Source organism: Kibdelosporangium persicum (genome assembly GCF_013280595.1).
Classification (GTDB): Bacteria; Actinomycetota; Actinomycetes; order Mycobacteriales; family Pseudonocardiaceae; genus Kibdelosporangium; species Kibdelosporangium persicum.
Map to the genome: position 1 here is coordinate 180,610 of NZ_JAAATY010000004.1, position 24,109 is coordinate 204,718.

The window sequence follows — 24,109 nt, forward strand, 5'->3', positions numbered from 1 at the left end:
CGGCTGACCCAACCAGCGGTTGGCGTCTGTGACACACAGAACACCCGGGCCGCGTGAAAGCGCCGCCCGAACGGGCGATCGGTGCCAGGCTGTCGGCGTGGTCCCCCTGATCGGCCTTGTCGTCGGCCTCGCCGTGCTGCAGCCCTCTGACGTGCCCAAGCTCGATGTCCCGGCGGCGACCGGCGCACTGGAGACCCAGCAGGTCTACCAGGCTCCGGGCGTCGTGACGCACATCGATCTGCCCGTGGTCACCAAGGAGATGGCGCCGGACACGAAGCTGCTCATCGCCCCGTTCAGCTCGTACAAGGACGACGAGCGGCACGACAAGGTTTACGAGCCGCTCAGGAAATGGGCCGAGAGCAGGAAGGTGCGACTGATCACAGTGGAGGGCCTGTACACCCGACGGGGTCCTTCGAACGTGACGGAGCTGCGCCAGCAGACGGCGTACATGGACATCACCGGCCCCGCTTTGGCTTCGGTGCGGGAGGTCAACAAGGTCCCGGCCGGCCAGGTCTACCCGGCGTACGAGGTGCGTACGCCGACCCCGGCGCAACTGGCCGACCTGGCGGGAAAGCTGCGGCAGAACCGGATCCACAACGCGCCGGACCGGGCGGACAAGTTCACCCTGTCGCCTTCGGCGATCCAGGAGAAGACCGGCTTCACCGTCCGGGTGGCGGCGCTGCCCGCGCTCAAACCGGGCGAGCCGTTCGTGGACTACGCGCCCGCACTGGCCAGAGAATTCCCTGACGACATCGTGTTGGTAGCCCAAGGCTATTGGATCGAGGTCGCCGGCAAGGACCGGGAACGCCTTGAGTCGGCGCGGAACTACGCCTTCGGCCGGTACGAGATCGGAACGTTCCTGAAGGGCGGCACGGTCGACGGCCGGGTCGCCACGATCCTGACCCGGCTAGACGAACTGAGCCGCCGCAAGCCTTTCGGCCGTCCGCAGCCGGAGACCTACGACCCGGCCGCCACCATCACGCGCTACACGCCGCTGGCGTGGGGCGGATCGGCTGTAGTCCTCGGTGGTGGCGCGCTCGCCGGGTTCGCCGTGCGCGGGCGCAAGCGCCGGCAGCGGGAAGAGGCCGAGCTGTGGAAGGCGAAAGCCAAGGCGTACGCGAAGATCAGCGCTCTGGGAACGGCCCTGATGGACAGTGGGGATCTGGCGGCCGCCGAACGGTATACCACCGCGCGGGACCTGTTCGAGCAGGCGCGCACCGCCGAGGCGATGGCCGAAGTGGAGCGGATCGCCGACGAAGGGCTGGAACTGCTGTGAAGAAGCTGCCTCCGGTCGAGCGGTTGCTGTGGCGGGAGAAGTACTTCGGCGTGCCGCGCTGGATCGTCGGCGGCGTGCTGGTCGGCGTGATCGCGTGCCTCGCGTTGCTGCGCAACCAGGTGACGACGTCCGACCGGGTACGGGCGATCGTCGAGGGATTCCGGCACAGCTCGGTGTACGTCGAACCCGGCGCGCCGGGCACGGTGAACGCGGACCGTGTCCGTCAGGTGCTCGGAGATCGCCCGATCGTGGTGGCGATCCTGTCGGACGACCCGTACCCGGCCACCGACGCGGCCGGCGGCCCGGGCCAGCAGTTCTGCGCCGACGTGGCGAGACTGGTACCGACCAACATCGTCATCGTCTACGGCAACGAACCGGAGGACGGTTACAACCCGTCGTTCTGCGTCGGCCCCAGGTTCACCAACGAGGAACACCCGGTGACGGGCGCGAACTTCGACTTCGTGCTGATCGCCAAGGCTGAGACGGCGTGGAAGTACCGAGCCTCGCCCACCGACCTGACGCCGCAGGTGGAGGAGTACGTGCTGGCCTTCGACGCGCAGGCGGCCAAGGACTACCCGGACACCGTGCCGCGCCGTGGCGCCGTGCCCGACGAACTGGCGACCGGCGAGGTCGTGCTGGCCCTCGGCGGGATCGTCGCGGCCTGTGTCGCGGTGTTCTTCCTGCTGCATGTCGTCGCACTCGGGATCGGCCGCCGCACGCCGCGGACGCGCACACGGCTGGCGACGGGTGCCCGGCTGAGCAGGATCGGCGAGTACGTGATGTCCGCCGATCCGCGGCGGGCCAAGCAGGCCGAGGTGGCCAGGAAGTACGTGCTGGCGTTGCAGGACCACGAGTCCGGCGCGAACGTGGAACGCCAGGTCGACGAGCTGGAAAGGCTGATCCGATGACGTGGATCTGGATCGTCGGCGCCGTGCTGCTGCTGGGCGCGGGCGCGCTCGTCCCGGCGTTGCTGAGCAGGCCGGGACACAGCAGCGACGACGAGGCCATCGCGGCACGCGCCAAGCACAACCAGTTGGGCCTGCACGTCGAGGTCCTGCCGCCGTCCGGCGACGAGCGCGTGGCCGCCTTGCTGAACCGGGCCCGTGAACGCTGGATAACCGCGGGCGGGGTGCTGGCCCAGGCCCGTACCGAGGAGGAATACCGGCTGGCGGAGCGGATCTGCGCGGAAGGTCTCGCTCTGGTGAAGGAAGCGCGGACGTGATCACCCTGCGTGTCCGCGCGGGATCGCGAGCGGTATCGCCGGCAAACGATTAGGTTACGCCCTGCCAGTGGTGTACTGGCCCGCTCAACGGGCCAGGTACGGTTCGCCAATTCGCAAGTTCCCGGCGAGTAGGGCCGGGGTTCGTCGCCGCTCACCCGAGCGGGGAGGGAGACACGTCGTGCGTCGATCGCGCGTTACCACGTTGGCGGCCGTCGCCCTGACCGGTGCTCTCGCACTGGCCGGCTGCGCCAAGGACACCGGGGGCGGGTCGACCCCGCCCGCCGGCGGCAACCAGGCGGAGAGCTGCAAGAAGAACCCGGTTCCGACCGGCGGCAGCGGCAGCGCCGCCGGCAGCACCAGCGCCGGCCCGAAGGTGGACGCCAGTGCGTTGAAGGTCGGCCTCGCCTACGACATCGGCGGCCGTGGCGACGCGTCGTTCAACGACTCCGCCGCCGCCGGTCTGGACAAGGCCAAGGCTGACATGGGTCTCAAGGAGACCAAGGAGCTCACCGCCGCGCCGAACGAGCCGGAGGACGCCAAGCAGAGCCGGCTGCGCCAGCTCGCGCAGGAGGGCTTCAACCCGATCATCGCGGTCGGCTTCGCGTACGCCAAGTCGGTCGAGGCCGTCGCCACGCAGTTCCCGAACACCAAGTTCGCCGTCGTCGACGACGACACCGTGAAGCTGCCGAACGTCACCGGCCTGGTTTTCGCCGAGGAGCAGGGCTCGTTCCTGGTCGGCGTCGCCGCCGTGTACAAGAGCAAGAACTGCCACGTGGGCTTCGTCGGCGGCGTGAACGTGCCGCTGATCCAGAAGTTCCAGGCGGGCTTCGAGCAGGGTGTGAAGGCCGCGTCGAACGACGCCAAGATCGAGGCCGAGTACATCACCCCGGCCGGTGACTTCACCGGTTTCCAGGACCCGGCCAAGGGCAACGTGGTCGCCGCCGGTGAGATCAGCCGCGGCGCCGACGTGATCTACCAGGCCGCGGGCGCGTCCGGCAAGGGCGTGTTCGAGGCGGCGAAGTCCAAGAACGCGCTGGCCATCGGCGTGGACTCGGACCAGTACAACCAGAAGACGGTGGAGAACTCGCGTGACGTGATCATCACGTCGATGCTCAAGCGGGTCGACGTCGCGGTGTACGACTACGTCCGCGCGGTCGCGGGCAACACGCTGGCCTCGTTGCCCAAGCGGTTCGACCTGAAGGCCGACGGCGTCGGCTACGCGACCTCCGGCGGCAAGATCGACGACATCAAGGCCACGCTGGACGCGTACAAGCAGCAGATCATCGACGGCAAGATCACGGTTTCGGACAAGCCAAGCAACTAAGCCCTCATGCGCTGGTAGCGCCTCGTGAGTGGTTGTCAGGGTTCTAACCCGGATAACCACTCACGAGGCTTTTTCTGGGCTTGGGCTTGTGTTTCCTAAGAAGGGCGAAGATGGCTGACGACCTGGCTGTCGAGCTTGAGGGGATCACCAAGCGGTTCCCCGGGGTGGTCGCCAACAGCGACATCCATCTCACAGTGCGCACCGGTGAGGTGCACGCGGTCTGTGGCGAGAACGGCGCGGGCAAGTCCACCTTGATGAAGATCCTGTACGGGATGCTGCAGCCGGACGAGGGCACCATCAAGGTGAACGGCCGTCCGGTGCGGTTGCGCAACCCGTCGGACGCCATCAAGGTGGGCGTCGGCATGGTGCACCAGCACTTCATGCTCGCCGACAACCTGAGCGTGCTCGAGAACATCGTGCTCGGCGCGGAGGGGCTGCACGGCATCGGCGCCAAGGCGCGCAAGGAGGTCGCCGAGCTGGCCAGGAGAACCGGCCTGACCGCCGACCTGGACATCGCGCTGGAGTACCTCGGTGTCGCCGACCGCCAGCGGGTGGAGATCGTCAAGGTCCTCTACCGCGGCGCGCGGATCGTGATCCTGGACGAGCCGACGGCCGTGCTCGTGCCGCAGGAGGTCGACGACCTGTTCGAGACCGTCCGGCAGATGCGCGACGACGGGTTCACGTTCATCTTCATCTCGCACAAGCTCGACGAGGTCCGTGCGATCGCCGACACCATCACGGTCATCCGCCGTGGCACCACGGTCGGCACCGCGGACCCGAAGACCACCAGCTCACGCCAGCTGGCCGAGATGATGGTCGGCAGCGAGCTGCCGAGCCCGGAGACCCGCGAGTCGACCGTCACGGACACCGCCGTGCTGACGGTTTCCGGTCTGCGGCTGGCGGAACCCGGCTCGGCGCGTGCCGTGCTCGACGACATCGACCTGGTCGTGCACTCCGGCGAGGTGCTGGGCATCGCCGGCGTCGAGGGCAACGGGCAGACCGAGCTGGTCGAGACGATCATGGGTATGCGCCGGGCCACTGCGGGCTCGATCACGTTGAGCGGCAAGGACATCACCAAGCTGGGCACGCTCGCCCGGCGGGAGGCGGGGATCGGCTACATCGCCGAGGATCGCACCCGGCACGGCCTGCTGCTGACCCAGCCGTTGTGGGCCAACCGGATGCTCGGCTACCAGACCCGTGAGCCCGTCTCCCGAGGACAGTGGCTGGACATCGCGGGTGCCAAGCGGGACACGCAGCGCATCGTCGAGGCGTACGACGTCCGCACGCCGGGCATCGACGTGGCCGCGGCCGCGCTGTCCGGTGGCAACCAGCAGAAACTGGTGGTCGGCCGCGAGCTGTCCGGCGACCCGAAGCTGCTGATCGCCTCGCACCCGACCCGCGGTGTCGACGTCGGGGCGCAGGCGTTGATCTGGGACCATATCCGCCAGGCGCGGGCCGCGGGCCTGGCGGTGCTGCTGATCTCCGCCGACCTCGACGAGCTGATCGGCCTGTCCGACCGGATCGTGGTGATGCTGCGCGGCCGTCTGGTGTCCGAAGAGGACCCGGCGACGGTCACCGCCGAGGATCTGGGCTGTGCCATGACCGGCACCGCGCCAAGGGAGGCCACGAAGTGAGGACCACGTTGCGCGGCAAGCTGTTGCCGCCCGTGCTGGCGATCGTGTTCTCGGTGCTGCTGTGCACGATCGCGCTGGTGATCTCGGGCGACAACCCGCTCGACGCGTTCGGCGCGATGATCGGCCAGCTGTTCCGCGGCACCACCGCGGTCGACACCCTCAACAGCGGCGCGGTCTACTACCTCGCCGGGCTGGCGGTCGCCATCGGCTTCCAGATGAACCTGTTCAACATCGGTGTCGAGGGCCAGTACCGGTTCGCCGCGGTGATCGCGGCGATCATCGGCGGCGAGATCGTGCTGCCGCCGGGCATCCACACCCTGGTGATCATCATCGTCGCGGTGGTGGCGGGCTCGTTCTACGCGCTGATCCCCGCGCTGCTGAAGGTCTACCGCGGGGTGTCCGAGGTCATCTCGACGATCATGCTGAACGCCATCGCGATCGGCCTGATCGCGTACCTGGTCAGCACGGACGCGTTCGGTGTGCAGGTGGGCAACAACATCGGCACCCGGCCGATCGAGGAGTCCGGCTGGATGCCGGGGATCCCGTTCGGCGACAACGGGACGCTGTTCGGGTTCGTGTTCGTCGCCGCCCTCGTCGGCTTCGGCTACTGGGTGCTGCTCAACCGGACCCGGTTCGGCTTCGAGCTCAAGGCCAGCGGCGAGTCGCCGACCGCGGCGACCGCGGGTGGCGTCGACGCCCGCAAGATGATCATGACGGCGATGCTGCTGTCCGGCGGTGTCGCCGGCCTGACGGCGCTGCCCGAACTGCTCGGCCGTGACCACGAGTACCTGCAGACGTCGCCCGCGGGTTACGGGTTCGCCGGTATCGCGGTCGCGCTGCTGGGCCGCAACCACCCAGGCGGTATCGCGCTGGGTGCCGTGCTGTGGGCGTTCCTCGACAAGTCCGCGGTGTCGCTGGACAACGTCGGTGTGCCGCAGGAGATCACGACGATCATGCAGGGAGCGATCGTGCTGTCCGTGGTCATCGCGTACGAGATCGTGCGCCGGATGGAACTCGCTGCTGAACAGCGCCGCGTGGGCCGTCAGCTTGGCCGGGATACCAGCGATGTCGCAGCCGGAGGGAGTGTCTGATGGCCACCGGTATCGCGGACAGCCCGATCGCCGGGCCGGTCACCATGGCGGTGCCGCCGAAGCGGCGCAAACTGCCCGGCTGGCTGATGGGTGTGCTGTGGGCGGTGGGTGCGATCGCCGTGCTGTCAACGGCTTCGTACCTGACCGGCAACACGGATCTGACGTCGTCCACGACGACCCAGACCGCGTTGCGGCTGGCGTTGCCGATCCTGCTCGCGGCCCTCGGTGGTCTGTGGGCCGAGCGCGCGGGCGTGGTGAACATCGGTCTCGAGGGCATGATGATCCTCGGAACCTGGGGCGCCGCCTGGGGTTCGTACTACGGCGGTGTCTGGGTCGGCCTGTTGGTCGCCGTGCTGTTCGGCGCGGTCGGTGGTCTGCTGCACGCGATCGCGACCGTGACGTTCGGCGTCAACCACATCGTGTCCGGTGTGGCGATCAACCTGCTGGGCCTCGGTGTGACGAAGTACCTGGCGCATCTGGTGTTCCAGCCGCTGTCCGGCAACCCCCGGCAGTCACCGGTGGTGCCGAAGTTCGACACGTACTCGGCGACCGGGATCACCGGCTGGCTGGCGGATCTGGAGGCCGAGCAGCGGGTGGTGATCTCCGACGTGGCCGGCATCCTGCGTGGTCTGCTGACCCAGGTGGCGCCGCTGACGATGATCGCGATCCTGCTGGTGCCGATCAGCTACATCCTGTTGTGGCGCACGCGGTTCGGCCTGCGGCTCCGGTCGTGTGGTGAGAACCCGGTGGCCGCGGAGTCGTTGGGCGTCAACGTCTACGCGTTCAAGTACACCGCGGTGCTGATCTCCGGTGCGCTGGCCGGGATGGGTGGCGCGTCGTTGGTGCTGTTGAAGGACGGCGCCGACTACCTGGAGAACCAGACGAACGGCCGTGGGTACATCGGTCTGGCCGCGATGATCTTCGGCAACTGGCGGCCGGGTGGTCTGCTGGGTGGCTCGGCCTTGTTCGGCTACACCGACGGTCTGCAGCTCTCCGGCCGTGGACCCGCTGTGCTGGCCCTGCTTTACGCGGCGGTGCTGCTGCTTGTGGTCGTGGTCGTCGTGCAACTGTTCCGCCGCAAGTGGTTCGCGGCCGGTGCCGCGGTGCTCGCCGCCGGTCTGCTGTACGCGATCTACTACTCGGTCGACGAGTTGCCGCGTGACCTGACACCGTACGCACCGCACTTCGTGACGCTGATCGTGCTTGCCGTGGCGTCGCAGCGGTTGCGGATGCCGCAGGCCGACGGCTTCATCTACCGGCGAGGACAGGGTTCATGACGCCCGACTGGGACGCGTTGCGGGCGGCGGCGATCGAGGCCGCCGCCCAGGCGTACTGCCCGTACTCCGGTTTGCAGGTCGGCGCGGCCGCTTTGGTCTCCGACGGCCGCGTGGTGACCGGCTGCAATGTCGAGAACGCGTCGTACGGCCTGGGTCTGTGTGCCGAGTGCACGATGGCCGGGCAGTTGCGGATGACCGGCGGCGGCCGCTTCGTCGCGGTGGCCTGCCGTAGCGGCACAGGCGAGTTGCTGATGCCGTGCGGCCGATGCCGTCAGATCATCTACGAGTTCGGCGGCCCGGAGTGCCTTGTGGACACTCCGCGCGGGATTCTGCCGATGAGCGAGGTCCTTCCGGACGCCTTCGGCCCTGAGCACCTACCCGCGTAGGCCTTTCAGGATCAGGTCGAGCCCGAAGCGGTAGCGGTCTTCGAAACTGCCGCCCATGTGGCGCAGGACGCGTGCCATGGCCGGGAACCGCCCGGCCGTGACCGCTTCGGCGAGGCGTTCGCCGACCGCTTGCGGCTCGCCCTGCTCCTCCTGGACGAGGCCGAGGGTGAAGTAGTCGATCGTCCACATCGTCCACGCCGATTCCGCTTCGCCGCAGCCGGCGTCGAGCAGGGCCTGGATGAACGCGTTGCCGACGCCGAGCGTGTTCGGCCTGGCCGGGTACGTCCCGACCACCACCGCGGCGCCGTCACGGTGGTTGAGCAGTGCCTCGCGATAGCGCTTCGCCAACTCCCGTACCCGCGGCTCCCCTTCCTCGGGCAGCCTGGTCAGGCTCACCTCGCCGACGATCGCGTCCGCCATCAGTTCGAGCAGCCCGGCCTTGGACTTGACGTGCCAGGTGACGGTGTTGAGCCGGACGCCGAGCCGATCGGCGACCGCGCGCAGGCTCACGCCGTCCTTCCCGGCTTCCTCAAGCAGTTCCAGTGCCGCCTCGGCGATCTCGTTCTGCCTGCTCACGGGGTGATCCTAACCCGCTCTAGGTCACTGACCAAGAGTTGGACTACCTTGGTCAGTGACCAAGAGGAGGAATCGTGGACCAGGTTGTCATCGCCGGTGCGGGCCCAGTCGGCCTCTGGCTGGCGGCGGAGCTGCGGCTCGGCGGGATACCGGTGACCGTGCTGGAGTCCAGGCTGTCCCGTAACCCGCACTCGAAGGCGTTGGGCATGCAACCCCGCACGATCGAGGTGCTGGCCATGCGCGGGCTGGACGGCTTGTTCACCGCCGAGGCGAGGCGGATTCCCAACGGGCACTTCGGCATGCTGGACACCCGGCTGGACTTCCGAGCGCTCGACACGGACTTCCCGTACCAGCTGGTGATCCCGCAAGCCCGGACCGAGGAACTGCTCGAAGAACGTGCGGCCGGACTCGGCGCGACGATCCGCAGAGGACATCAGGTTACCTCCGTCGAGGACACCGGTTCCGCTGTCGTCGTGCACGCTTCCGGCCCGGACGGCCCGTATTCGCTCGAAGCCGCGTACGTCGTGGGCTGCGATGGCGTGCACAGCACGGTCCGGCAGTCGGTGGGCATCGACTTTCCGGGCACGGCAGCGAACGCCTGGGGATGGCTCGCCGACGTGACGCTGGACGCCCCGCCCGCGGTGCAGGGGTACAACCGGAGCACAGCGGACGGTGCCGTGTTGGTGGCTCCGCTTCCCGACGGCCGTCATCGCGTTGTCGGCATGAGCCCGTCCGACCTGCGCGCTTCGCGGCCTGATGACCTGACGATGGACGAGGTGCGTGCCAAGATTATCGCGGCCACAGGCACGGATTTCGGTGCGCATTCACCGGTGTGGCTGTCGCGGTTCGGCAACGCCGCCAACCTGGCGGCGGAGTACCGGCGTGGCCGGGTGTTCCTCGCCGGTGACGCGGCACATCGGCACATGCCTGCCGGGGGCGTCGGCATGAACGTCGGTATCCAGGACGCCATGAACCTCGGCTGGAAACTGGCGGCGGTGCTGAACGGCTCCGCGCCGGCAAGCCTGCTCGACACGTACCACGCCGAGCGGCACCCGGTCGGCGTCGAACTGCTGGAGAGCACGCAGGCACAGACGGCGTTGATCTGCTCCTTCACACCGGACGGACTGCAGTTGCGTTCGCTGATGTCCCGTCAGATAGCGCAGTCGCCGGAGTTCTCCCGGCAGTTGGCCGAACAGATATCCGGGTTGTCCGTGCGGTATCCGGCCAGTGAGCCGCTGGCCGGAACCCGTGCGCCGAACCTCAAGTTCCGCGACGGCACAACGCTTTTCGAACGGCTGACGCCCGGGCGTCCGGTCCGGATCGACCACTCGGAGCTGGCCGAGGACTGGGCAGGGGTCCGGTCCGCGCTCATCCGCCCGGACGGCTACGTGGCCTCGCCGACGATGTCCATGCCGGACCACTGAACCGGGACCAGCACCCGTTACCTGTCGAAGGACAGGGCGGACCGGTTGCTTTCGGCAGAGGTGCGGCGAAGACGATCTCCATAACGTCGAGTCCATGGTGGATCAGTGGTATCTCGACATCGCCGGCCTTGGTGCGCGGAGCCCGGAGTTCGTGCGGTGGTTCAGTGCCTTCGCGACTGACGCGATCATCGGTGTGTTCCCGGTGATGTTCGTTGTGGTGTGGTGGCGTGCACGGCACCGTCAGGCAGCGGCGATGGCGCGAGCGATCGCCGCGCCTGTGCTGGCTGTGGTCGCGTATGTGGTCAGTGAGGTGGTCAAGAACATCTGGCAGGAAGACCGGCCGTGCCGCGTGCTCGGTGACGTCGCCACGATCGTGACGTGCCCGGAGTTCGGCGACTGGTCGTTCCCGAGCAATCACGCGACGGTCGCGGGTGCCGCCGCGGCCGGCATTCTGTGGTCGAGCCGGAACCTCGGCATCGTTGCCGCCGGACTGGCGGTTCTGGCTGCCCTGTCACGGGTCTTCGTTGGTGCGCACTACCCCCACGACGTCCTGGCGGGACTGTTGTTGGGCGTGGCTCTCGCTGCGTTCGTGCCGCCGCTGGCACGGGCGATGACTCCCGTCGTCGCCCGTGTGCGTACGAGATGATGCCGTTTGTGCGCGCGACAACCCTCTGGGCCTTGACCGCCCTGCCCGTCGTGTGGGCCGCGCTGACGGCGCGGCCCACACGGCTGGCTGTGTGGGAGGCAGCGGCGTATCTCGCTGTGCTTGCCGTGACGGTGGCGTTGGTCCGTCGTCGGCCTGTCACAGCGCTTGCGCTTGCCATCGCAGCGTGGCAGGTCTGTTTCTTCTCCCGGGCAACAGTGGACACCACCTTGGGTGCGATCGCGCTCGCCGCCGGAATCGTCGCCATCGGCTTTCTGGCCGGCAGACACGCAACGACGGGTCACCAGGGCGTCGTCGTGCTGGTTGTCGCGATGGGCAGCGCGATCATCGGAGGGCTCGTTACGACTGGCGGTGCGGACACGGCACTCGCGGCCGTCACGGGCAGTGCTGTGCTCGCGGTCGTGCCATGGTCGATTGGCCGTTACCGTCGCCAGTACGCGGAAATGATTCAAGCCGGGTGGGATCGCGCCGAGCTGTGGGAGCGGGAAGCGGAGCAGGCTCGGACACGGGAACGAGCGCGACTCGCGGCGGAGATGCACGACCTCGTCGGGCACGAACTGGCGCAGGCCGCGCTGTCCGTTGGCGTGCTTGAGGTCACGGCCACCCTCCCGGCGGAACACCGCGAGGCCGCCCGTGCCGCGCGAGCCGGTGTCACCGCGGCTGCGGAACGTCTGGCCGACGCGGTCCGTTTGCTCCGCGCCGAGCAGGAGGAAACTGTCGAGTCCGTTCAGGACATCGTCGACCGCGCACGACGGTCCGGTCTGCACGTGGACTTGGTCGCCGACGACACAGGGCAACCCGATGCCGTGATCGCGCGCACGATCCACCGCGTCATCGCCGAGTCGATCACCAACGCGATCAAGCACGCGCCCGGCGCACCGGTCGCTGTCCGCCTTGAGCGGGCCGCCGACGGCTTCGAGTTGCACGTCGTCAACGGGCCTGCGCATCGAACACCCACCGAAGCGGCAGGGAGCGGGCACGGACTGCTGGGACTCTCCGAGCGCGTCACGCTCGTCGGCGGCCGGTTCGACGCCGGTCCACGCCCTGGCGGCGGGTTCGAGGTCAGCGCTTACCTGCCGGACAAGCCGATCACGACGGTCGCTCCCGGCTCGTATCGCAAACACGTGGAACAACGAGTCCGGCACAGTGCCCGGCGCACTGTGCTGCTCGCCGCGGGGATATCCGCAGGCGTCGTGATCAGCGTGCTCGGCTACCTCGTTTTCGACGCGGCGACTTCGGTGCTGGAGCCCGCCGACTACCACCGTCTGCGGATCGGCCAGACGGAATCCGAGGTCACCACGGTGCTCCCGGCGCGGACTCGCGTCGACAACCCGGACAGCCGTCCAGCGCCGCCTGACGGGTCGAGCTGCCGGTACTACAGCACGCACGCGAACCCGTTCGACGAGCGGCGCCATGACCTCTACCGGCTGTGCTTCCGGGACGGTGTCCTTGTCGGCAAGGACCTGCTCACGGCTGTCCCGTGAGCGGCGGCGAGGATGCGGACATGATCCGAGTTGTGCTTGCCGACGACGAGCCTGTCGTGCGGATGGGGGTGCGTGCGATCCTCGCCGCGGCGGACGACATCGAGGTCGTCGCCGAGGCGGACACCGGCCGCGCTGCCGTTGATCTGGTCCTGGCCCACCGCCCGCACGTGGCCATGCTCGACATTCGCATGCCTGGACTCAACGGACTGGACGCGGCCGCGGAGATCCGCAGACTGGACACCGCGACGGCGGTGCTGATCCTCACCACGTTCGCCGACGACTCGTACGTTTCCCGTGCGCTCACTGAAGGTGCGAGCGGGTTCGTGCTGAAAACCGGTGACCCGCACGACATCATCGCCGGTGTGCGGGCGGTCGCGGCCGGTGCCGCGTACCTTTCACCCGTTGTGGCCAAGCGCGTGGTCGACCACCTCTCCGGCAGCGGTCCACGCCTGCGCATGACCGAACGGCTGACCGGACTGACCGACCGGGAACGGGAAGTGCTCGGGCTGATCGGCACGGGCATGTCCAATGCCGAGATCGCCGAGCGGATCCACGTCGTGGAAGGCACCGTCAAGGTGTACGTGAGCACGATCCTCAAGCAGCTCGACGTCCGCAACCGGGTACAGGCCGCGATCATCGCCCACGAGGCCGGACTGATCCCGCCCGCCGTCTAGGGTGGTCCCATGACCCGAGAACGACTGTCCGCTGTGGACGTGATCCGGACCAAGCGGGATGGTCACCGCCTGACCGACGACCAGATCGACTGGGTGGTGGACGCGTACACCCGTGGTGTCGTCGCGGACGAGCAGATGTCCGCACTCGCCATGGCGATCTTCCTGAACGGGATGGACACCGCCGAGGCCGCCCGGCTGACCCAGGCGATGATCGACTCCGGCGAGACGCTCGACCTGCGGGTCGACCGGCCGACCGTGGACAAGCACTCGACCGGCGGGGTGGGCGACAAGATCACGCTTCCGTTGGCGCCCTTGGTCGCCGCGTGTGGCGCGGCCGTGCCCCAGCTGTCCGGGCGCGGGCTCGGCCACACCGGCGGGACGCTCGACAAGCTGGAGTCGATCCCGGGCTGGCGGGCGCGGCTGTCCATCGACGAGATCACCAAGCAGCTCGCCGACGTGGGCGCGGTCGTCTGCGCGGCAACGGAAGGGCTCGCGCCCGCGGACAAGAAGCTTTACGCCCTCAGGGATGTCACGTCGACCGTCGAGTCGATCCCGTTGATCGCCAGCTCGATCATGAGCAAGAAGATCGCCGAGGGTGCCGAGGCGCTCGTGCTCGACGTCAAGGTCGGCTCCGGCGCGTTCATGAAGAACCTGGCCGATGCCCGTGCCCTCGCCGAAGCCCTTGTGGGGATCGGCAAGCAGCACGGCCGTAAGGTCACCGCGCTGCTGACCGACATGTCCGTTCCGCTCGGTCGCGCGGTCGGTAACGCCGTCGAAGTCGAGGAGTCCGTCGAAGTCCTCAAGGGCGGCGGGCCGCGGGACGTCATCGACCTGACGGTCGCGCTGGCCCGGGAAATGCTTGGCCTGGCGGGGATCTCGACCGATCCAGCCGAGGTGCTCGCCGGCGGTGGGGCGTACGAGACCTGGTGCCGCATGATCACCGCCCAGGGCGGCGACCCGGAGGCACCGTTGCCGAAGGCCTCACACGTGCACGTGGTCACCGCCGAGGAGACCGGTGTCCTGTCGACGCTTGACGCCTACGGCGTCGGCGTCGGGGCTTGGCGGCTGGGCGCGGGCCGGGCCCGGAAGGAGGACGCCGTACAGCACGCTGCCGGCGTCATGTGCCTCGCCAAGCCCGGTGACCGGGTCTCGGCCGGGGATCCGCTCCTGGAGCTGCGTACGGACACGCCAGACGCCGTTCCGGCGGCACTGGAAGCCCTGCGGGGCGCGTACACCATCGGAGACGCACCCGCCGACCGCAAACTCCTCATCGACACAGTTCAGCCCTCGTGAGTGGTTATCCGGGTTTTAACCCTGATTTTCACTCACGAGGGCTGAGCTGGGGGTTTGCTTAGTTGTCGTCGCCGGGCTCGGCTTCTTCCAGCTCTTCGACGCGCGGCTTCTCGCCGTTGACCTTCTTGCCGCCGCGGGCCCGCCGCTGCTGGCGCGGGAGGGTCGACGGCGGGGCCGCAGGCATCGCCGGGCCGCCGCCCATCATCAGCTCGGCGAACGTGGCCATGGCCTCGTCGAGGTGGCCGCCGATGCGCCGCTCGGTCTCCTCGTTGCTCTTCTTCACCAGCGAGGTCACCACGGTGGTGTCCGGCTGGCTGGCCAGGGTGCCCTGGACCTTGGTGAGGCTCTGCTCGATCGTGCCGCCCAGCTCACCGAGGCGGGCAGCTAAGCCGTCCTCCACGGTGTCCAGCCTGGTCGCCATGTCGTCGAGCCGGCCGAGGGCCTGCTCGAGCCGCTGCGCGAGGGCTTCGAGCCGGTCGCTGGCGTCCATCGTCTCCTTGGTCTCGTCCAGCGCCGCGTTGAGCGCGTTGCGGGCCTCGTCCAGGGAGTGCGTGATGCCGTCGCGGGCGTCGTTCAGCGAGCCGTTCAGCGCCTCACGCGAGTCGGCCACGGCGGAGGCGACCACCTCACGCGAGTCGGCGACCGCGGAGCTGATCGAGTCACGCGTCGAGTTGACGGTGTCGCGGGTCTCGTCGAGCTTGTGCGCGAGGCCGTCGTTGACCTCGGTGACGTGCCGGTGCAGCGAGTCCTTGGTGCCGTCGAGGTGCTCGTGCACGCCCTCGTCGACCTCGTCGAGCCGGCCGCGCAGCGCGGTCTCGAGGGTGTCGAGGCGCTCCCTGACCGGCACGTGGACCTGGCCCGGCAGGGTGTCGATCCGGACGTCCTGCTTGTCGAGGTGGGAGTCGAGGGAGTCGATGCGCCGGTGGATGTTCGCCAGCTTGTCCTCCAGACCGTCCATCCGGCCGACGACGCCCTCCATCTTGCCCACGACGCCGTCGAGACGGCCGTCGAGCTGGGCGAAGGGGGTGGCCAGCTTGTCGACGATCGACTCGACCGCACGCGCAAGGCCGGCGATGGCCGTGTCCTGGGACTCGAGCTTCGCCATCGCCTCGTCCAGGCGCTCGGCGATCACGCCGACCTCGGTGCGGTCCGGGAGCTCGGACAGCCGCTTGCGCACCGAACCGAGCGAGTCCAGCGGGCTCAGCCGCGCGTGGATCTCGTCCAGTGCGTCGAACACCTGCTGCTGTTCGCTTTCACGGATCTCGGCCGCGCGCGTCAGCATGTTGCGCATTCGGTCGAACGACACCGTGGCGTTGTTGTTCTCGTTCACGGAGGTGACCTTCGTCCTGGGGAGGGGAGACGCAGGGGAGCCTAGCCAGTCCCAAAACGCGTCCATACACCACCCGTTAGTTTCGTGTGAGTTGATCACGGCTAATTAGGCCGTTCGGCGGTAATGCGCTCGTCGCGAGCGATGACCGAGTGGACACTCTACGTGGGCACGATCGGACACGATCGGGTGACGGCAGGGGCGGGTAACGTACTGGCATGTCGAACCCGAACCCGGTGACTCACGAGGCGATCCGGCGTGCCCCCAAAGTGTTGCTGCACGACCATCTGGACGGCGGCCTGCGACCCGGCACGGTGATCGAACTCGCCGACGCCTCAGGCTATCCCGATCTTCCCACAACGGACGAGGCCGAGCTCGGCCGGTGGTTCACCGAAGCGGCGAACGCGGGCACGCTCGAGCGTTACCTGGAGACCTTCGCGCACACGTGCGGGGTGATGCAGAGTGAGGATGCCCTCGTTCGGGTCGCATCCGAATGTGCACAGGACCTGGCGGACGACGGGGTGGTCTACGCCGAGGTGCGTTACGCACCGGAGCTGTTCACGGAGAAGGGCATGAGCCTCGACGCGGTGATCGAGGCGGTCGAAGCGGGCTTCCGTGAAGGCGAGAAGGCGACCGGTGGCAAGATCAGGATCGGCACGCTGCTCTGCGCGATGCGGCAGAACGCGCGCTCGGCGGAGATCGCGGAAATGGCGGTGCGCTACCGCGACCACGGCGTGGTCGGCTTCGACATCGCAGGCCCGGAGGCGGGCTTCCCACCCACCCGTAACCTCGACGCCTTCGAATATTTGCGGCAACAGAACGCACATTTCACGATCCACGCGGGCGAGTCCTTCGGCCTGCCCTCGATCTGGGAGGCGATCCAGCACTGCGGCGCGGAGCGGCTGGGGCACGGCGTCCGGATCGTGGACGACATCAAGATCGACCCGGACGGCACGGCCCACCTGGGCAGGCTGGCCAGCTACGTGCGCGACCGCCGGATCCCGCTGGAGATGTGCCCGTCCTCGAACATCCAGACGGGCGCGGCCCCGTCGATCGCCGAGCACCCGATCGGCCTGCTGACCAAGCTGCGGTTCCGCGTGACAGTGAACACGGACAACAGGTTGATGAGCGGCTGCACGGTGTCCAGCGAGATGGCCGCCCTGGCCGACACCTTCGGGTACGGCTGGCCGGACCTGCGCTGGTTCACGGTGAACGCGATGAAGTCGGCCTTCATCGGCTTCGACGAGCGCCTCGACCTGATCAACAAGGTGATCAAGCCGGGCTACGCGGCCCTGTTGGCCGAGGACGGGCAAGACGCGTCCGAGCGCTGAACCCGCGTGTCCACCTTTCCGGCACCCCGTGTCGCACGTTCCGGCACCCCGTGTCGCACGTTCCGGCACCCCGTGTCGCACGTTCCGGCACCCCGTGTCGCACGTTCCGGCACCCCGTGTCGCACGTTCCGGCACCCCGTGTCGTACGTTCCGGCACCCCGTGTCGCACGTTCCGGCACCCCGTGTCGTACGTTCCGGCACGGTGAAATCCACTTTCCGGCACCGCTGAGGGAATTTCGGGGTGCCGGAACGGTGGACACACCGTGCCGGAAAGGTGGACACGCGGGTGGGAGCCTCAGTGGGTCTCGAGGCGGTCCTCGAAGGCGTTGACGACCTTCTGCCACGCCTCGACTTCCGCGTCGAACGGCGCGCTGGGCACCAGCCGGGTCGGGTCCGGGCGCAGCACGAACGAGATGAGCCAGCCGAGCGGCTCGGACTCCGACAGGGCCTCGGCCACGGTGTCGTCGTTCGCCCACTCCGCCGTGTCGGTCAGCAGTTCCACGGCGAGGTCGAGCTGGGTCGGGTCGATCGCGTTCGGGCCGTCCGCCAGGTCCTCGGTCAGGCCCTGCAGCACGTAGGTGTTGTCCTCGTCGACCTCGATCTCCAGGGTGCCGTCGGTCGCCTTGGTGACGACCTCGTCCCACGTGGAGACCTCGGCCAAGTCGTTGTCGCCGAGTTCACCGGACGCGATGTGCCGGCTCAGCGCGCGCGGCGAGGAGAAGACGTCGATCTTGCCGTCGTGGCCGAGGAAGACCGGGGCGTCGTCGAGGTAGCACCGGAGCGTGTAGTACTCCGACCCGTCGGTGATGATCTTGATCGGGTCGATGCCGACCTCGCCCCAGAAGCCGACCGGCGCGGGCTCGGCGTCCTCGTCCTCGTCGGAATCCGAGTCCGCCGCCGACTCGGCGTCTTCGTCTTCGTCTTCGTCGTCCGCGTTTTCGGCCGCTTCGCTCTCGGCCTGGAACTTGGCCAGCTCCTCGGCCGCGACGGTCAGCGCGGCCTCGTCGACCTCGGGGACGGCGACGACCTCGTCGATCGCGTCGAGCACCTCGTCCCAGCGCTCCACGATCGTCTCGGCGAGTTCGGTCCAGCGGCGCTCGCCGTCGCGGCCGGTGAAGGCGAGGGTGCCCTGGTCGAGCAGGTCGAAGCCTTCGGCGGCGGCCAGCACGTCGTTCACCGCGTCCAGTTCGCACACGTCCGCCAGCGACCGGACGATGGCCACGATCGCGGCCAGCTCGTCCAGCGTCCAGGTGTCCGGTTCCTGTGCCGCGAGTTCGGGCACGCCCACCAGGTCGTACTGGTGCTCCTCGTCGGGCAGCAGCTCTTCGACGGTCAGCTTCGGCACGACCGGCCACGCGGGGTGGTCCGCCAGGTCGTGTTCGTCGACTGTCCGGACGAACGCCGCCAGGTGGGCTGCGTCTGGGAACCCGTACAGGTCTTCCTCGTCACCGAGGAACGCCTCCCAGTCCTCGCCTTCCTCCCGCCAGCGAGGCGCCCAGAGGGTGACGACGTCGCCCTGGGGCAGCCCGAGCTCGATCGGGACGATGTCCTGAGCCATTGGCCCTCCGCCTTCTCCTGCACGATCCCAGTCGATCCCACGGCCGGTGCGATTGTGGGCACACCGGACGCGGGCAGCCTACGGGTTTTGCCAATACCGTCGATCACCGGTCGCTACGCAGCGACGAAGGATCGAACGAGAACACATCATCGTCCTCTTCCTCCGGCGCTGGAGCGGGAGCCGAGGCCGGCGTGGCCGACGGCGTGCGGTCGCCGACGACGTCCCAGCCGGCCGCGCGGGCAGGGGCGATCCCCATCGCCCCTTCAAGCTGCGCGGTCGCGTCGTCACCCAGCACCAGCGCGAGCTGGTTGAGGCTGCGTTGCCGGGCGAACTCGGCGGCCTGGTGCGCCGTCGCCATGATCGTTTCGGACAGCCAGCGCACGCCGCGGTGCAGTGCGGCCGGTTGCAGCCGGAGTGACTTCAACTCGCCGCTGGCCGTGGTGGTCGCCTCGACGAGGCCTTCGGGATCACGGGCGACGGCGTGGATCGACGCGACCCGGCGCCGCAGGTCCTCGCTCGCCTTGCGGCGCTGTTCGGCCTGCTGGACGAGTTCGTCGACGGGTGGTTCGGTCACGTCAGCACACCACCGAACTCGTCGTCATCGCGTTCCCTGGGCAGCGGTTCGTCCGGCATGCCGAGATCGGTCAGGCTCTTGGCCGCGCTCGCGCTCATCACCTGCCGCAGCGAGGAGTGCATCCGGCTGTTGGCGATCTTGGTGGCCTGCGCGGCGAGCCGCACCACCTCGCGGGCGACCTCGTCCGGATGGCGGCCGAGCACCGCCGGGTTGATGTCGACGGCACGCAGCATCCCGCCGGGGCTCACCGACACGCTGATCGCGTTGTCGCCGGACGCCGCCTGGCCGATGATCGGGCCGGTGCGGCCGACGACCGCGGCGACCTGTTCCCCCGTCTCCGCGACGTTCCGGCCGAGCCGGTCCAGCTCGTCCTGAACGTGATCCTCATTCCCCACCACGGGAGAAGTCTATGACCCGCTGTGTTCCGCGCGCACGCAAAGCCCTGTTCTGCGGCCCACCACCGTGATGCTGCGCCAGCCGCGGGGCGGCCTGGACAAGTCGAGGCGTTCGGCGCGGTCGACGTGTCGCGCGAACGACGTGCGCCGCAGCATCCGGCCGCGTGCGCGTTGCCCGGCCAGTGCTTCCACCGGAGTGGTGTCGACCCAGACGAAGTGCGGTGCCCGCCGGGTGATCAGCCCGATCAGCACGAGCGTGAGCCGGGTGCCCACGCCCGTGGCCGGATCGTGCACCGCGATGGGGCCCGACGCAAAGATGGCGGTCAGTGCGATTCGCACGCGGTGCACGATGTGCACGAGTGGCCGGTACCGCGAGTACGGCGTGCCTGCCGGCAGCACCTCGGCGAGCCAGGTCCTGATCTGGTCGGAGTCCAGCACGGTCACCCCGGGGCCGACGTCCCGCAGCAGCGTGCTCTTGCCCGCGCCGGGCAGGCCCGCGACGACCACGAGCGACCTGTGCTGCACTGGTGTCACAAGTCGTTCCATACCCGGAAAACGCCCGCGGGCCACCTGCTCGTTCCCGTTTCCCGTGATTCACAGGTGTTCGACAGGAACGGAAGAGTCCATAAGGGACGGTCGCGGTTGCGGCCCGCCGGACCGCGCTGTTATCATGGCGCAAGCGCAACGACCGCCGCGCGGGGGGAGCGATCCGGCGAACTCAGGCGGTCAAAGGAATCCGAAGTGGCGACTCTGTTCACGTTGCTCGCGCTTGTTCTCCTCCTGAAGCAGATCCTCGCTGTGCCCGGCAGGCGGTTCCAGTTCCGGGTGACGGTGCTGCCGGTGCCGTCGATCGAGATCAGCGGCTCGTCATGCGGCCATGACTGCCTCCAGCTGTCCGGGACGCGGGTTTCCGCCGGTCAGCACGACAGCGACGCGGTCACCGGGCACCTGGCCGAGGGCGGCGAGGCCGGCGGCGCCCGCGGGTTCGAGGCGAACGCCGACGCCGCGTAGTGCCGTGCCCATCGCAGCCAACAGCGCGGAATCGTCGACGAGCACGATGTCGTCGACGAGCTTTCGCATCCACCGCACGGACTCCGGCAGTGGACTGCCGATCGCGATCCCGTCGGCGATCGTCGTGACCGGGCGTCGTACGGGTTCGCCCGCGCGCCAGCTGTGCAGCATCGCCTGCGCGCCGGTCGAACCCACGCCGACGACCCGGGTGGATGGTGAATGGGCCTTGATCCAGCGGGCGATCCCGTTGATCAGGGCGCCATCGCCGACCGGAACGACCACTGTGTCCAGTGGCCCGGCGCGGAGCAGTTCGACGCCGATGGTTCCCGCGCCTTCCGCGATGAGCGACTCGTCACCGTCGCGGACCAGCAACCGGTCGGACCGTTCTGCCGCATAAGCGGAAGCGTGCTGTTTGGCCGCGTCACCATCCACTCCGGACACGTGCACCCCCGCGCCGAAGGATCGGATCGCGGCGAGCTTGGCCGGGTTGACGTTCTCCGGCAGGAACACTTCGATGGCGATTTCCTTTCGGTTGCAGGCGTAAGCCATCGCCTGGCCGAAGTTCCCGCTGGATGCGACGACCACGGTCACCCCGGGAGCGAGTCCGGCCGTGAAGGCGGTGGCGCCCCGGCCTTTGAAGCAGTGCAAGGGGTTCATCGTTTCGATCTTGACGAGCACCGGCCGCCCGGCCAGTTCGGCGGTGAACTGTGGACTGTCGCGGAACGTCGGATCGAGGGTGTGTGAGAGACGCTCGATCTGGTCGAGTCGGAGATCCATGGCCATCACGCTAACCAGATGCGACGTGATGGCGATTGAAAGTTTTCGCGCCGGGGCGCAAAATTCTTGCGTGACCCTCGACGAGATCGACCGCCACCTGCTCGGCCTGCTGCAACGCGATTCCACCAGGACACTGCACGATCTGGGCGCGGACGTCGGGTTGTCGCCGAGTGCGGTGCAACGGCGGATCGCCCGCTACCGCAGCGAAGGGTTGATCACGCGGCAGGTCGAGGTGCTGGCCCAGGAGAAGGTCGGCGGCATGCTGGCGGTGGTCCTGGTCACGATCGACCGCGAGTCCGTCGAACACCACACCGAGCTGCGTGGACGCATGATGAAGAACCCGAACGTGCAGCAGTGCTACGCGATCGCCGGCGAGTGGGACTACCTGGTCGTGCTGGCCTGCCAGAACATCGCGCACTGCCGTGACCTGGTGCGCGGGATGTTCCTGGCGGACCCGAACGTCAAACGGTTCGACACCATGCCGGTCTTCGACGCCGTCAAGGTCGGCTTGGAGCTGCCGGTGTGAGCAGTTCGCTGCCGACCTCGTAGAGCGCGATCAGCAACGGCCGCAAGGCGAGTCCGCGATCGGTGAGCCGGTACGCGGTCCGCGGCGGAAAGCCCGCGGTGCGCACACAGTCGGCCAGGCCACGGGAAGTCAGCCCGTGCAGCCGTTCGCTGAGCACCTTCGCGGACACCGAAGGCAGCCGGGACCGCAGTTCGCTGAACGACAGCGGCCCGTGCATCAGCTCCCGCAGCACCAACGTCGTCCACCGGCCGGAGATCGCGTCGAGCGCGACCTCGACCGGGCAGCCCGGTGACGGCCGGTCGGTCCGGCCCCGGGAGTCCGGGACGAGCGACGAGTCCCAGGTTTCCGTTTGGTGACCTGCGTGCGCGTCGACTTCGCTGTGCATATGACCAGTGTGCAACACGCCGCCGACATGCCCCACGCCTTCGCGCGTGCCTTCAACACCTTCGATCCCGCCGAGGTCGAGCGCCTCTACGAGCCCGAAGGCCTGCTGGCGCTGGACCCGGACAACCCGGTGACGGGCGCCGATCGTGCCAAGGCCAACGCCGAGCTGCAGGCCGCGCGCCAGCCGATCACCGTCAAGCCGAGGCACGTCTACGTCAACGGCGACATCGCGCTGCTGATCGTGGACTGGGAGATCCCGGACGCGGGCATCTCCGGAACCGCGACGGACGTGGCCCGGCGCGGCCCGGACGGGCTCTGGCGTTACGTGATCGACAACCCTCAGCCGGTCGGCCGGTAGAAGCCCATGAACGGCATGCCGATGTTGGACGTGCGGATCGGGTTGATCTGCACCGGGTCGCCGGCCTCGATCATCTGCCCGTCGCCGATCACCATCGCCACGTGGCCCTTCCAGACCACCAAGTCACCGGGCAGCAACTGGCTCTGATCCGGCACCGAGGCGCCGATCGCCTGTGCCGACGAGTGCCGCGGGATCTCCATGCCCGCACCGGCGTAGGCCCACGAGGTCAGGCCACTGCAGTCCGTGCCGGAAGGCGGGTTCGACGCGCCCCACACGTACGGCGTGCCCAGAGCGGTCAACGCGTTGCGGACGGCTGCCGCGGCGATCTCGTTCGGCGCCTCCACGGAGGCGCCGCCTGGCAGGTTGATGCCCACGCCACTGCCTGGCTGCGGCGGGACCGCGACGGGCAGATTCGGGCCGACAGCGGTGCCGCCGCCCCCACCGCCACCGCCGCCTCCTGCACCGCCCCCGCCTCCGCCGCCTCCACCACCGGAGCCGGAGCCGCCGTGGCTGCCGCTCTGCGCGGAGTCGATGCCACTGCGGCCGTCGACGGTGGCGCTGGCCGTGGAGGTCCCGGTGCTGGGCGGGCCCATCTGGCCGCCGAGCGAGCCCATCGCGCCGGCGTCCACCTTGGGCAGCCCGGTCAGCTTGCCGACCAACGGGGTCAGCTCGTCACGGACCTTCTGCAGTTCCTGCGCGGTCTTGGTGGCGTAGTCGTCGGCCTTCGCCTTGCAGTCGGCGGCCGCCTGGCCCCACGCGGCCTCGTTGCCGCTCTGCTTGGCCGCCTCGGCGGCCTGCATGATCGGCGTGGCCCAGCCGACGAACTCGTCGATCAGGCCCTGGATCTTGGTGCGGCCGCCGGTCACCGCGGTCGCCGCCGTGCTCGCGACCTGTTGCGCGGTGGTGCAGTTGCCGGCCAGCGTGGTCATCGCGTTGGTGAACGACGCGGACTTGCCCTGGAAGACGTTGGCCTGCTCGCCGTACCAGCCCTGCAGGGCCGACTTCGCCTGCGACTCCTGACGGTCCTTCATCTCGGTCAACGCGGTCGCGCCGCGGCCGAACGTCTCCCCGGCCCGGCTGCCCGCGCCGGTGTCACCGTCCAGTTTGGCCAGGTGCTGCCGCATCGGCTCGACCAGGCTGCCGACGAACCCCGCCGCGCTCATCAGACGTTCTCCGCGCGCTTGATCGAGCTCGCCGTCTCACCCTGCTGGTGCTGGTAGGCGACCAGCGCGTCACCCACCGCCTTGGCCAAGTCGGCCAGCCCGGTGGACGCGGCCTTGACCCCGTCCAGCTGGGCCTGCGCGGCCTGCTGGAACGCCGCGTTCAGGCCGATCTCGGCGCCGATCTTGCCGAAGCAGTCGCCGGGCAGCGCGGTGACACCGCTCAACGTGCCCGAACCGACCGTGCCGATCTCACCGGCCAGCGCGGTCATCGTGCTCTTGTAGGCCTCGAGCGCCTCAGGCTCGACTCTGAAGCCGCCTTCCGGCATTTCCGTTTCCCCCCGTGGAGACAGTGCTAGCCCTACTCTGCCCTACGACGCGCG

Annotated in this window: 26 protein-coding genes; 16 read left to right on the forward strand and 10 right to left on the reverse strand. The window is 68.8% G+C overall.

Annotated features, from left to right (window positions below):
* Positions 1 to 97: 97 nt before the first annotated feature.
* The 8 genes from GC106_RS09795 to GC106_RS09830 all read left to right on the forward strand — a co-directional run bounded on the left by GC106_RS09795 (position 98) and on the right by GC106_RS09830 (position 8,210).
* Complete coding sequence (locus GC106_RS09795; protein ID WP_173127179.1) at positions 98 to 1,276, forward strand: hypothetical protein; 1,179 nt, start codon at positions 98 to 100, stop codon at positions 1,274 to 1,276.
* Positions 1,273 to 2,184, forward strand: a complete 912-nt coding sequence (locus GC106_RS09800) for a hypothetical protein (protein ID WP_173127182.1) — start codon at positions 1,273 to 1,275, stop codon at positions 2,182 to 2,184. The genes GC106_RS09795 and GC106_RS09800 overlap by 4 nt, the downstream gene beginning before the upstream one ends.
* Positions 2,181 to 2,498, forward strand: coding sequence for a hypothetical protein (locus GC106_RS09805; RefSeq protein ID WP_173127185.1), 318 nt, complete (start codon positions 2,181 to 2,183; stop codon positions 2,496 to 2,498). Before GC106_RS09800 ends, GC106_RS09805 begins: the two co-directional genes overlap by 4 nt.
* 178 nt (positions 2,499 to 2,676) lie before the next feature.
* Positions 2,677 to 3,822 (forward strand): BMP family lipoprotein, encoded by a 1,146-nt coding sequence (locus GC106_RS09810; protein WP_173127188.1) that lies wholly within the window; start codon positions 2,677 to 2,679, stop codon positions 3,820 to 3,822.
* Positions 3,823 to 3,932: 110 nt separating this feature from the next.
* Positions 3,933 to 5,456 (forward strand): ABC transporter ATP-binding protein, encoded by a 1,524-nt coding sequence (locus GC106_RS09815; protein WP_173127192.1) that lies wholly within the window; start codon positions 3,933 to 3,935, stop codon positions 5,454 to 5,456.
* Positions 5,453 to 6,547, forward strand: coding sequence for an ABC transporter permease (locus tag GC106_RS09820; RefSeq protein ID WP_173127195.1), 1,095 nt, complete (start codon positions 5,453 to 5,455; stop codon positions 6,545 to 6,547). The genes GC106_RS09815 and GC106_RS09820 overlap by 4 nt, the downstream gene beginning before the upstream one ends.
* A complete protein-coding gene (locus GC106_RS09825) occupies positions 6,547 to 7,824 on the forward strand; it encodes an ABC transporter permease (RefSeq protein ID WP_173127198.1) in 1,278 nt (425 codons plus the stop codon). Before GC106_RS09820 ends, GC106_RS09825 begins: the two co-directional genes overlap by 1 nt.
* Positions 7,821 to 8,210: a cytidine deaminase gene (locus GC106_RS09830; protein ID WP_173127201.1), complete on the forward strand. Its 390-nt coding sequence runs from the start codon at positions 7,821 to 7,823 to the stop codon at positions 8,208 to 8,210. The genes GC106_RS09825 and GC106_RS09830 overlap by 4 nt, the downstream gene beginning before the upstream one ends.
* Here the strand turns inward: GC106_RS09830 and GC106_RS09835 are convergent.
* Positions 8,199 to 8,786, reverse strand: a complete 588-nt coding sequence (locus GC106_RS09835) for a TetR/AcrR family transcriptional regulator C-terminal domain-containing protein (protein ID WP_312872571.1) — start codon at positions 8,784 to 8,786, stop codon at positions 8,199 to 8,201. The two genes, GC106_RS09830 and GC106_RS09835, sit on opposite strands and share 12 nt — an antisense overlap.
* 74 nt (positions 8,787 to 8,860) lie before the next feature.
* Here GC106_RS09835 and GC106_RS09840 point away from each other — a divergent pair, with 74 nt between their 5' ends.
* From GC106_RS09840 to GC106_RS09860, 5 genes are all read left to right on the forward strand, one after another.
* Positions 8,861 to 10,210: an FAD-dependent monooxygenase gene (locus tag GC106_RS09840; protein WP_173127204.1), complete on the forward strand. Its 1,350-nt coding sequence runs from the start codon at positions 8,861 to 8,863 to the stop codon at positions 10,208 to 10,210.
* A 94-nt stretch (positions 10,211 to 10,304) separates the two neighbouring features.
* Entirely contained in the window at positions 10,305 to 10,856 is a 552-nt protein-coding gene (locus tag GC106_RS09845; RefSeq protein ID WP_173127207.1) for a phosphatase PAP2 family protein, read from the forward strand.
* A gap of 8 nt (positions 10,857 to 10,864) precedes the next feature.
* Entirely contained in the window at positions 10,865 to 12,358 is a 1,494-nt protein-coding gene (locus GC106_RS47635; protein WP_173127210.1) for a sensor histidine kinase, read from the forward strand.
* A 20-nt stretch (positions 12,359 to 12,378) separates the two neighbouring features.
* A complete protein-coding gene (locus GC106_RS09855; protein ID WP_173127213.1) occupies positions 12,379 to 13,032 on the forward strand; it encodes a response regulator transcription factor in 654 nt (217 codons plus the stop codon).
* Positions 13,033 to 13,041: 9 nt separating this feature from the next.
* On the forward strand, positions 13,042 to 14,325 hold the full coding sequence (locus tag GC106_RS09860; protein WP_173127216.1) for a thymidine phosphorylase: 1,284 nt from the start codon (positions 13,042 to 13,044) through the stop codon (positions 14,323 to 14,325).
* 58 nt (positions 14,326 to 14,383) lie between these two features.
* Here GC106_RS09860 and GC106_RS09865 read toward each other — a convergent pair whose 3' ends face one another.
* A complete protein-coding gene (locus tag GC106_RS09865) occupies positions 14,384 to 15,655 on the reverse strand; it encodes an apolipoprotein A1/A4/E domain-containing protein (RefSeq protein WP_173127219.1) in 1,272 nt (423 codons plus the stop codon).
* 215 nt (positions 15,656 to 15,870) lie between these two features.
* Between GC106_RS09865 and GC106_RS09870 the strand changes: the two genes are divergently transcribed.
* Positions 15,871 to 16,983, forward strand: coding sequence for an adenosine deaminase (locus tag GC106_RS09870; protein WP_173127222.1), 1,113 nt, complete (start codon positions 15,871 to 15,873; stop codon positions 16,981 to 16,983).
* A 295-nt stretch (positions 16,984 to 17,278) separates the two neighbouring features.
* On the opposite strand, the gene GC106_RS09875 is transcribed toward GC106_RS09870, so the two are convergent.
* The 5 genes from GC106_RS09875 to GC106_RS09895 form a co-directional block, all read right to left on the reverse strand.
* Positions 17,279 to 18,541 (reverse strand): SatS C-terminal domain-containing protein, encoded by a 1,263-nt coding sequence (locus GC106_RS09875; RefSeq protein ID WP_173127225.1) that lies wholly within the window; start codon positions 18,539 to 18,541, stop codon positions 17,279 to 17,281.
* Positions 18,542 to 18,644: 103 nt separating this feature from the next.
* Positions 18,645 to 19,115 carry a YbaB/EbfC family nucleoid-associated protein gene (locus GC106_RS09880; protein ID WP_173127227.1) on the reverse strand — a complete coding sequence of 157 codons (471 nt, stop codon included), beginning with the start codon at positions 19,113 to 19,115 and terminating at the stop codon, positions 18,645 to 18,647.
* Entirely contained in the window at positions 19,112 to 19,513 is a 402-nt protein-coding gene (locus tag GC106_RS09885) for a YbaB/EbfC family nucleoid-associated protein (protein WP_173127230.1), read from the reverse strand. The genes GC106_RS09880 and GC106_RS09885 overlap by 4 nt, the downstream gene beginning before the upstream one ends.
* A gap of 9 nt (positions 19,514 to 19,522) precedes the next feature.
* The gene (locus GC106_RS09890; RefSeq protein ID WP_312872572.1) at positions 19,523 to 20,044 is read right to left on the reverse strand and encodes an AAA family ATPase; all 522 of its coding nucleotides are present in this window, start codon (positions 20,042 to 20,044) and stop codon (positions 19,523 to 19,525) included.
* Between the two features lie 333 nt (positions 20,045 to 20,377).
* Complete coding sequence (locus GC106_RS09895) at positions 20,378 to 21,298, reverse strand: threonine ammonia-lyase (protein ID WP_173127236.1); 921 nt, start codon at positions 21,296 to 21,298, stop codon at positions 20,378 to 20,380.
* A gap of 70 nt (positions 21,299 to 21,368) precedes the next feature.
* Here GC106_RS09895 and GC106_RS09900 point away from each other — a divergent pair, with 70 nt between their 5' ends.
* Complete coding sequence (locus GC106_RS09900; protein WP_312872573.1) at positions 21,369 to 21,824, forward strand: Lrp/AsnC family transcriptional regulator; 456 nt, start codon at positions 21,369 to 21,371, stop codon at positions 21,822 to 21,824.
* Here the strand turns inward: GC106_RS09900 and GC106_RS09905 are convergent.
* On the reverse strand, positions 21,796 to 22,209 hold the full coding sequence (locus tag GC106_RS09905) for a winged helix-turn-helix transcriptional regulator (protein ID WP_173127239.1): 414 nt from the start codon (positions 22,207 to 22,209) through the stop codon (positions 21,796 to 21,798). The two genes, GC106_RS09900 and GC106_RS09905, sit on opposite strands and share 29 nt — an antisense overlap.
* Here GC106_RS09905 and GC106_RS09910 point away from each other — a divergent pair, their 5' ends adjacent.
* Positions 22,210 to 22,566: a YybH family protein gene (locus tag GC106_RS09910; RefSeq protein WP_173127242.1), complete on the forward strand. Its 357-nt coding sequence runs from the start codon at positions 22,210 to 22,212 to the stop codon at positions 22,564 to 22,566.
* On the opposite strand, the gene GC106_RS09915 is transcribed toward GC106_RS09910, so the two are convergent.
* A complete protein-coding gene (locus GC106_RS09915) occupies positions 22,548 to 23,729 on the reverse strand; it encodes a C40 family peptidase (RefSeq protein WP_173127245.1) in 1,182 nt (393 codons plus the stop codon). The genes GC106_RS09910 and GC106_RS09915 overlap by 19 nt on opposite strands.
* The gene (locus tag GC106_RS09920) at positions 23,729 to 24,055 is read right to left on the reverse strand and encodes a type VII secretion target (protein ID WP_173127248.1); all 327 of its coding nucleotides are present in this window, start codon (positions 24,053 to 24,055) and stop codon (positions 23,729 to 23,731) included. Before GC106_RS09920 ends, GC106_RS09915 begins: the two co-directional genes overlap by 1 nt.
* Between the last annotated feature and the right edge of the window lie 54 nt (positions 24,056 to 24,109).